This is a genomic window from Acidithiobacillus sp. TH-A35, assembly GCF_057473505.1.
The window spans coordinates 1-8,122 of the sequence record NZ_JBYCKR010000102.1 but is presented as its reverse complement, the minus strand read 5'-3'; the positions used below and the strand labels follow the sequence as shown (position 1 = coordinate 8,122).

Below are 8,122 nucleotides of genomic sequence, written 5' to 3'. Positions count from 1 at the left end.
GGGGGTATACCGGAAACATTCCGAACGACACGACGAAAGCACTCCCAATACCCTTCAATCCAGTGGGGCCAGCGTTTTTTTGAGCCTGCCGCAACCCATCGCGGTAATATCCTCTGTTAACTCCGCCAAACCCACCGCAGCAGTTACCACCCCGACGATCTCAACTCAGTCAGCAACCGCCATCAACACCAGTGCGAATCCAATTGTTTCACCCACGGTTATTGCCAAAGGATCCAGGCGGTCTCCAGTTCGCCAAAAAATTGTCGCAGCCAACCCGCGCCCGACACCCGCCCCAATGCCCGTATTGACTCGTCCCACCCTGACGCAGAAGTCAGCTCCACCCACCCGTAAAGCGCCAACGGCCCCCGCCCCATCCGTTGACAACACCTGCAGCGATGCTGGCTGGTATGTGCAACTGGGGGCTTTCGGGCGCTCCAGCATGGCAACTGATCTGGCAAAACCGCTCAAAAGCAAAGGCTTCAGCACGTGCATCGGCACCTTGCCACAGAACCATCTTTACCGCGTGTTGGTGGGCCCCGTGCCCAGTCGGATCGCTGCCGATACCGTCACGCAACGCATCGCCAACCTCACCAAACATCAGGGTTATCCCCAATACTGGTCACCCGTCCGCTGATGATCCGGGCGGCGGAGCCCCTTCAGTTTCCAGGCTGCCGTGCCGTATAGCTCAACTAAGGCCGCAACTGACCAGCAGCGCATTTTTCCTGGAATAGAGTTTGCTTAAAACCATCACAGATTAGAGAGACGTCCGTTGTGCGGACGGCGAGCTCTCGGCAGCCGATCAGAGGGGCTGCCGCTCAAGGAGGAGAAAAGGGGTATATGGGAATAGATCAGGTCGATAAAAGCATTCACATCCTCGTAGTGGACGACTTTTCCACCATGCGCCGGATTGTGCGCAACCTGTTGCGGGAGCTGGGTTTCAGCAATTTTGATGAAGCCGAAGACGGGGTACAGGCGCTGCAAAAACTGCGCAACCGACCCTTCGATTTTGTCGTCTCTGACTGGAACATGCCCAACATGCAGGGTATCGACCTGCTCCGTGCTATTCGTGCAGACGCCCAACTCAAGCACATACCGGTCCTCATGGTCACGGCAGAGGCCAAACGCGAGAACATCCTGGAAGCGGCTCAAGCCGGAGTGAACGGCTATATCGTCAAGCCCTTCACCGCCGACACACTCAAGGAAAAGCTCGACGCCGTTTTCAAACGCCTGCAAGCCGCTCAGGGAGCTCAGTCATGAATAACCATGTACTGAATCCGGGGCGTCTGCTGAGTGAGGCCGAACTGCTTCTCCGTGAAGGCCTGAAACGTATTGCCAATACGGCAGAAGAAAACCTCTCGAGTGCGCAAAATCCGCTGGAGGAGGCTTTGCGCCTCACTGAAGAGCAGACCATGGTCACCCTGTCGGCCGTTGAGCGTGCCCAGGATGCCGTAAATGACATTCGTAGCGCCCATAACCGCTTTATCGACGAATCGCTCCACCACATCGACGATGCCCTGCTCACCATTCTGACCAGCCAGCAAGGGCAGGATCTTGCCGGTCAGCGGCTGAAAAAGGCCATCACCCTCCTGCAGGCGGTCGAAGAACGTATCCGTCTGACCCTCGCCGAAATCGGGATGCAGGCCAACCCGGACTACGCGCCCCAAGCGGATGACGTTGCGGATTCCGATCCCAGCGTCAATCAAGACGAAGTAGACGCCCTGCTCGCCGAATTGGGGATTTGATCATGGACATGGAGATTTTGCAGGACTACCTTCCCGAAGCCCGCGAGCTCCTCGAAAAAGCCCAGGAAGACACCCTTCGGCTGGAATCTGAACCCGGCAATGACGAAATTTTGGCATCAGTATTTCGGGCCTTTCACACCCTGAAAGGCGGGGCGGGATTCCTGGAAGCAGACCACCTCGTCAGCTGGACGCATCATCTGGAAGACCTTCTGGACAAGCTGCGTTCCCATACGCTGACTATCTCCGCCAGCATGATCGACGCCATCCTCAAGGGCCTGGACGTCATCGATGACATGCTGCAGCAGTTGGCCCACGGCGAAAGTCCGGCAGCCGGGCCTGTGGATCTGGGCCAGGTCATTCAGCAACTCGCCGCTGGTCAAACACCCTATCTGCAGGCCCTCACAGCAGAAACGGACGAGTCCGGCACGGACGCAACCACCTGTTTGTCGACAGATGCCACTCTGATGGCCAGTCAACGGATCACCGTCGACGGTCACAACGGTATTTACATTGAGCGTGCCGATATAAGCAGCCACTCCGCGCCCGGCAGCAGCGACGAAATCAGTGAGGCCGAATTTGAAGCCACCCTCGACGCCCTTTACGGCAATCAGGCCCCCGGTCTGGTCGACCCGCCGGAGCAATTCTGCCCCGCTGGCGACGAGATCAGCCCGGAAGAGTTTGAGCGGGTGCTGGATCAACTTCATGGCGGCCAGGCGCCGGGTTATGACGTCCTAGAGCGAACCGCACAGACGCAACCCGCCAGCGCTGCATTTGCGCTTGACCCGCCCGCATCCTGCATCGGTCTTCCAGCCCAGAACCTCCATGCGCAACCGCTGTCCGCAACACCAGCACCCATAGCGAACCCCAGTGCGCGCACGCAGAACATGCCGGAAGCCGCCGACACCACCCTCCGCGTTGACGCGCTGCGCCTCGACGCCGTCATGAATCAGGTCGGCGAACTGGTCCTCCTGCGCAACCGTTTGGCTTCGGCGGTCAGTAGTCTGGGCGAAGAAAACGAGGATATGGCGCGCATTGCCCGTGAGGTGGACCTCACCGTCAACGACATCCAGAGCACGGTCATGCGCCTGCGGATGCAGCCCTGCAAGCGCCTCTTCCAGCAACTGCCCCGCGTGGTACGCGACGCCTCTCGGCAGCTCGGTAAGGAAGTCAAACTCGACATCGTCGGCGAGGAAGTCGAAATCGACAAAACCGTCGTCGATGCCCTCTCCGGCCCCATGACACATTTGATCCGCAATAGCCTCGACCACGGCATTGATCCCTCCGATGTACGCCAGGCGGCGGGTAAACCGCGTAGCGCGACGATCCGGGTAGCCGCCGTACACCTCGGCGACAAAGTACGCATCGAGGTATCTGACGACGGCCGTGGCATAGACCGCCAGTTTGTCACCCAGAAGGCCATCGACAAAGGGGTGATTACGGCGGATCAGGCCGCCCGGCTCTCGGAACAGGAAGCGCTAGAACTGATCTTCCGTGCCGGTTTCTCCACCAAGGATCAGGCTACCGATCTCTCCGGTCGTGGGGTCGGTATGGATGTGGTCAAAGAAACCGTGCGCAAACTGCGCGGGCATCTGGACATTCAGACGCGCCTCGGTCTCGGCACCACGATTGCCATGGAATTTCCACTGACCATGGCGGTATTGCCCGTACTTTACCTGCGTCTGCGTCGGGAAATCTACGCCCTGCCCATCTCCAGTATCGAAAGCCTGCTGGATATTCAGGAAAGCCGTATTCATCGTATGGGTGGTCGCAGCGTTTACCGCGTGGATGGCACCCAAGTCACCCCCATAGTAGACCTCGGCGCCCTGCTCAATGATCGCCCTTTGCGTCTGGGTTCCGAACCCATTGAAGGGGTTCTCACCGAACGTGGCCTTTTCATGGTTTCAGAAGTGCTCGGCAATGAGGACTCGGTGGTCAAACCCATTGATTTTCTCGCCGAGCAAACCTGGTATCAGGGGGCAACCATTTCCGGCAAGGGCGATGTCGTCCTCATCCTTGATCCGGGCGCACTGCTCGGTCATGCCTTGGAGCACCCCAGCACCGGCAAGACGACCCCCGACCGGCGAGGTGCCGCCTGATGGACGTCCAGCGCATCATGCAGGTGGTCGACGCTTCCTTTGCCGCCCGCCAGAGCATCGAAAAATCCCTGCGCGAGATTGATCGCCGGGCCTTGAATGCGATGGTGCTCGTCAAACGTCATGGCAACGCATTGGCCGGCTATGGCGTAGTCGCCCAGGCTTTCCGCGAACGCGCCGCCAGCCTCAAAGAATCCGCGTCGCATCTGCAGGAGACCATTGCACCCCTGATCCACGCGCACATGCGTATTCTCCAGCATCAGCGCTTCGTAACATCGTTTGACACGATGATCCAGGCCATGGCGCAGCATGGGCTGGTCTGCGCCAGTCTCAATAATACCCAGTCGCAGTGGCAAAAAATCATCACCCAGGAAGAGACAGATGCACGGAAGATATTGCTTCGTCTCATCGCCGCGGTGGATGCCCTACAAGAGGGCATTGAGGAACAGGAATATGTGGTCACCAATGGCCGTATCGAAGCGGCTTTAGCAGAAGACACAGGTGCCCCCCTTATGCGTGTCTCACGCGATATGGGTGAGGCTGTGCGCACCGTGTCCAATGTCATCCGCACTTATCGCCATCAACTGGAGAGCTTAGAGCATGAAAGCAGCACCCATATTTGAAGCAGGCAGCCATCGCTGGTGGATTCTCTATGATCAGGACGAACATCGCGTCATCGACTCCAATGTGTACGTGATGGAATCGAATGGGCAAAGCCTTATCCTCGATCCTGGTGGATTTGAAATTTTTCCGCAGGTTTTCGCTGCCCTTGTCGAGGTAGTGCCGCCAAGCAGTCTGAAAGCGGCTTTTGTTTCCCATCAGGATCCGGATATTGCCTCCAGCCTGCCGCTTTGGCATGGCTGCAATGAGCAGATTCAGTGGCATATCCCCAAGCTCTGGGAGGGCTTTATTCGCCATTATGGCGCTTTGGAGGCGCCCTTGCAGGGCATTCCGGATGAAGGTGGAGATATGCTGATTGGCGGCCGTCGCCTGGAGTTCATTCCTGCTCATTACCTGCATTCTTCGGCAAACTTTCACGTTTATGATCCGGAGGCTAAAGTGCTGTTTTCCGGCGATGTCGGCGCTGCTCTATTACCGCCAGGACATGGTGCCTGGGTGGATTGTAGCGATAAAACCGGTCGCGCTTTCGAAGAGCACATTACCGAAGCTAAATACTTTCATGAGCGCTGGATGCCATCAAATGCGGCCAAAAAAGACTGGATCAACCGTGTGAGTAAACTGAAAATTGACTACCTTTGCCCACAACATGGCGCCATTTATAGCGGGGATAACGTGCAGCGTTTTCTCGACTGGTTTGATGGTCTGAATGTCGGCATCGCTATTAACGAATAAACATAGGAGTGAGGGAGTCATCAATGAACAGAACAGCATTGGCAGAATACGCCCGCGGGCTGCTGGACCCTCTCTCGAGTCTGGAGATGCTCTGTGAGGCAGACCCCGCCATGGAAAACGCCATATTTTATATGAACCCTGCCGCATTGCGAGCCATGCAGCATCATCACCAGCAACTGAATCCGCTTTTGCGCGGTGCCGACGTGCGTCAGGCACTTGGTCACTCCATCCATCGGTTTCATAAAGAACCGGAACGTATTCGTCAGATATTCCGCAACCTGGCTGCAGGCAGCATTTCTGAGCACAGTTCTGAACTGGAATTGGGTGGAATAACCTTTGCCCTTCACTTTACCGTGATCCGAGACGGCTCCGGCAGCCCGATCGCCTATCACGCCTCCTGGCGGGATTTAACCGGCAGTCGCCGTGTGGACGAGATTTCTGTATCCGTCTCTAAAAACGCAACCGCACATGCCAACACGCTGACCCGGACATCCACAGAAGCGCAAAAGGCAATGGAAACGGTGGGCAAAACATTGCAACACCTGGTCAAGACGATCGAGGAAAATCATCAGGCCTCCGAATCACTCATTCAGCAGGTGGCGGCCATCAGTCTGATTGCCCAGACCATCCGCGAAATTGCCTACCAGACCAATCTGCTGGCGCTCAACGCGGCTATTGAGGCGGCGCGTGCCGGTGAGCATGGTCGCGGCTTTGCGGTGGTCGCCGATGAGGTACGCAATCTCTCCAAACGGGTGCAGGAGGCCACTGGCGAAGTACAAACCAATATCTCTGCCATCACGAATACCGCGAAAACGATTGATACCGCTTCCCAGAAAAACCAGACTCAGGCGCAGCAGTCTATCGAAGTAACCGCCAGTCTCAACCGCGAGATCAGTAATCTCAGCATGATCGCCGCATCCATGACCATGGAGAGCGCGCGCCAGAATCATGAAATATTTGTACGCCGACTTCAGAATGAAATTACGGAGGGTAGTCATCAGGTACGTCTCGAGGACCTCAAAGATCACCATACCTGCAGCTTGGGGCACTGGTACGATAGCTTCGGTACGCAAAATTTCGGGGCACTGCCGGAATTCGTCGCACTATCAGAACCACATCGCAAGTTCCACCAGACCGCCAAGGATTTAATTTCCGCCTATAGCCGCGGAGATCAAGCAACCACCGAGAAGCTTCTGGAACGTATTTTGGCGCTGCGTGATGTGATTTTCCAGAATTTAGACGCACTGTCTGCCGCCACCCAGAAAAATCACCAAGGACCAAACCTATGAGCCAGGTATTACGTGAAGTGGATGAAAGAGCCCAGCTTGCCGGCACTAACAAATTTGAACTCCTGGTCTTTCGCCTCGGCAAAGATCAACAGCTCAACAGCCGTGAGCTTTTCGGCATCAACGTCTTCAAGGTTCGCGAAGCGCTGGTGATGCCAAAAATCACCCCCATGCCCGGTGCGCCCGAGCATGTGATGGGCGTCGCCAACATCCGTGGCCAGATCATCCCCGTGATTGATCTTCCCACCGTGGTCGGTTGCCGCGCCGATGGGCTCAACATCCTGCTGGTTACGGAGTATGAGCGGTCCGTTCAGGGCTTTGCCGTAGAAGAAGTCGAAGAAATCATCCGTTTGGAGTGGAGCCGGGTACTCTCCGCTGAAGGCGCTGCCGTCGGCGGTCTGATCACGAGTCTAGCGCGTCTCGACGAGGATGAAGAAACCGCCCGCTTGGCGCTCGTCCTCGATGTCGAGCACATCCTGCGCCAGGTGCTCCCCTCCCGCTTCAAGACTGGCGACGAACTGGTCCAGCATCATATAGTCAACATTCCCCAAGGCGCCGTCATTCTCTATGCGGATGACTCCGGCGTCGCCCGCAACCAGATCGAAAAGACGCTGCGCAGCCTTGGTCTTCCTTTCATCGGTACCAAGACGGGTAAAGAGGCCTGGGACCGCCTGCAACAGCTAGCGCATGATGCCAAGGCAGCAGGCATTCCTTTGCGCGATAAAGTAGCCATGGTACTCACCGACCTAGAAATGCCGGAGATGGATGGCTTCACCCTCGCCCGTAGAATCAAAGAGCATGAAACCCTGCGTGAAATCCCGGTGGTCATCCACTCCTCGTTGTCCGGAACGGCCAACGAATCCCACGCCCACAGCGTCGGAGCCGATGGCTACGTCGCCAAATTCGTGCCAGACGATCTGGCCCGCGCCGTCGCCAAGGCCATTCAGCCCAATTAAGAGGACAGCCTCATGCCCGCCGACAACAATTCCTTGATTTCACTGCTTTCCGCCTGTCTGGATGGTGATGCGGATACCGCGCGCCTGATCGCCGATGATGAAGAACTGCAAACCACCGTCGCCCCCATCTGCAATTGGCAGAAAGACCGCCTGCAGCAGAGTTGTCTTGTCCTCGACCACCAAGTCACGGCGCTGGAACACGCTGCCGAGGGTCATCTGCTTGGCATCGACTTCCATCAAAATCTTGAAATGGCTCAGGTGGAGGCCGAGTCTCTCCAAACCCAGGCGCACGCCGTCGTTGTGGCGGTCCGCAGCACCGCCGAGAGTATTGCCGAAAACCAGGACCTCTCCGAAAACACGCTGCGCGAGGTACAGATGGGCAATGAACGGCTATCTGAACTGATCGGCGAAATGGATCTCGTCGAGCAGACGGTGACCGCCATGGGCAAAACCGTACAGGCTTTTTTACAGCAGACCCGCAACATCAGCAGCCTCGCCGCCAAAGTGCAGGAGATTGCCAAGCAGACTAATCTGTTGGCCTTGAATGCCGCCATTGAAGCGGCACGCGCGGGTGAGCACGGCCGCGGCTTTGCAGTCGTCGCCGATGAAGTCAAAAAGCTCGCCCAAAGCTCCGCGGCTGCGGCTGCGGACATCCGCAGCTCGGCGGTCACCATCAACGAGGGTGCTGGCCA

Annotated in this window: 9 protein-coding genes; all 9 read left to right on the top strand. The window is 57.1% G+C overall.

Translation table 11 applies throughout. The features are described 5' to 3' along the window. Nucleotides 1-634: SPOR domain-containing protein (locus tag AC2VNK_RS03805; RefSeq protein ID WP_486882855.1), on the top strand; the 634-nt coding region annotated here is incomplete at its 5' end. 203 nt (nt 635-837) lie between these two features. Further along, nucleotides 838-1,257: a chemotaxis response regulator CheY gene (cheY, locus tag AC2VNK_RS03800; protein ID WP_291523389.1), complete on the top strand. Its 420-nt coding sequence runs from the start codon at nt 838-840 to the stop codon at nt 1,255-1,257. Beyond that, on the top strand, nt 1,254-1,742 hold the full coding sequence (locus AC2VNK_RS03795; RefSeq protein ID WP_291523391.1) for a protein phosphatase CheZ: 489 nt from the start codon (nt 1,254-1,256) through the stop codon (nt 1,740-1,742). The genes cheY and AC2VNK_RS03795 overlap by 4 nt, the downstream gene beginning before the upstream one ends. Nucleotides 1,743-1,744: 2 nt before the next feature. Then, nucleotides 1,745-3,838, top strand: a complete 2,094-nt coding sequence (locus tag AC2VNK_RS03790; protein WP_486882853.1) for a chemotaxis protein CheA — start codon at nt 1,745-1,747, stop codon at nt 3,836-3,838. Then, the gene (locus tag AC2VNK_RS03785; protein WP_486882852.1) at nt 3,838-4,458 is read left to right on the top strand and encodes a hypothetical protein; all 621 of its coding nucleotides are present in this window, start codon (nt 3,838-3,840) and stop codon (nt 4,456-4,458) included. Before AC2VNK_RS03790 ends, AC2VNK_RS03785 begins: the two co-directional genes overlap by 1 nt. Beyond that, nucleotides 4,436-5,188: an oxygen-binding di-iron domain-containing protein gene (locus AC2VNK_RS03780; protein ID WP_486882851.1), complete on the top strand. Its 753-nt coding sequence runs from the start codon at nt 4,436-4,438 to the stop codon at nt 5,186-5,188. Before AC2VNK_RS03785 ends, AC2VNK_RS03780 begins: the two co-directional genes overlap by 23 nt. A gap of 23 nt (nt 5,189-5,211) precedes the next feature. Continuing rightward, entirely contained in the window at nt 5,212-6,477 is a 1,266-nt protein-coding gene (locus tag AC2VNK_RS03775; protein WP_486882849.1) for a methyl-accepting chemotaxis protein, read from the top strand. Then, nucleotides 6,474-7,430, top strand: coding sequence for a chemotaxis protein (locus tag AC2VNK_RS03770; protein WP_486882848.1), 957 nt, complete (start codon nt 6,474-6,476; stop codon nt 7,428-7,430). The genes AC2VNK_RS03775 and AC2VNK_RS03770 overlap by 4 nt, the downstream gene beginning before the upstream one ends. A 12-nt stretch (nt 7,431-7,442) precedes the next feature. Beyond that, nucleotides 7,443-8,122 (top strand): methyl-accepting chemotaxis protein (locus tag AC2VNK_RS03765; protein WP_486882846.1); only part of this gene is annotated, 680 nt, incomplete at its 3' end.

What these genes read in the sequence shown, in the direction of transcription:
- cheY (WP_291523389.1), top strand. Translation starts at nt 838, where the DNA reads ATGGGAATAGATCAGGTCGATAAAAGCATTCACATCCTCGTAGTGGAC.
- AC2VNK_RS03795 (WP_291523391.1), top strand. Translation starts at nt 1,254, where the DNA reads ATGAATAACCATGTACTGAATCCGGGGCGTCTGCTGAGTGAGGCCGAA.
- AC2VNK_RS03790 (WP_486882853.1), top strand. Translation starts at nt 1,745, where the DNA reads ATGGACATGGAGATTTTGCAGGACTACCTTCCCGAAGCCCGCGAGCTC.
- AC2VNK_RS03785 (WP_486882852.1), top strand. Translation starts at nt 3,838, where the DNA reads ATGGACGTCCAGCGCATCATGCAGGTGGTCGACGCTTCCTTTGCCGCC.
- AC2VNK_RS03780 (WP_486882851.1), top strand. Translation starts at nt 4,436, where the DNA reads ATGAAAGCAGCACCCATATTTGAAGCAGGCAGCCATCGCTGGTGGATT.
- AC2VNK_RS03775 (WP_486882849.1), top strand. Translation starts at nt 5,212, where the DNA reads ATGAACAGAACAGCATTGGCAGAATACGCCCGCGGGCTGCTGGACCCT.
- AC2VNK_RS03770 (WP_486882848.1), top strand. Translation starts at nt 6,474, where the DNA reads ATGAGCCAGGTATTACGTGAAGTGGATGAAAGAGCCCAGCTTGCCGGC.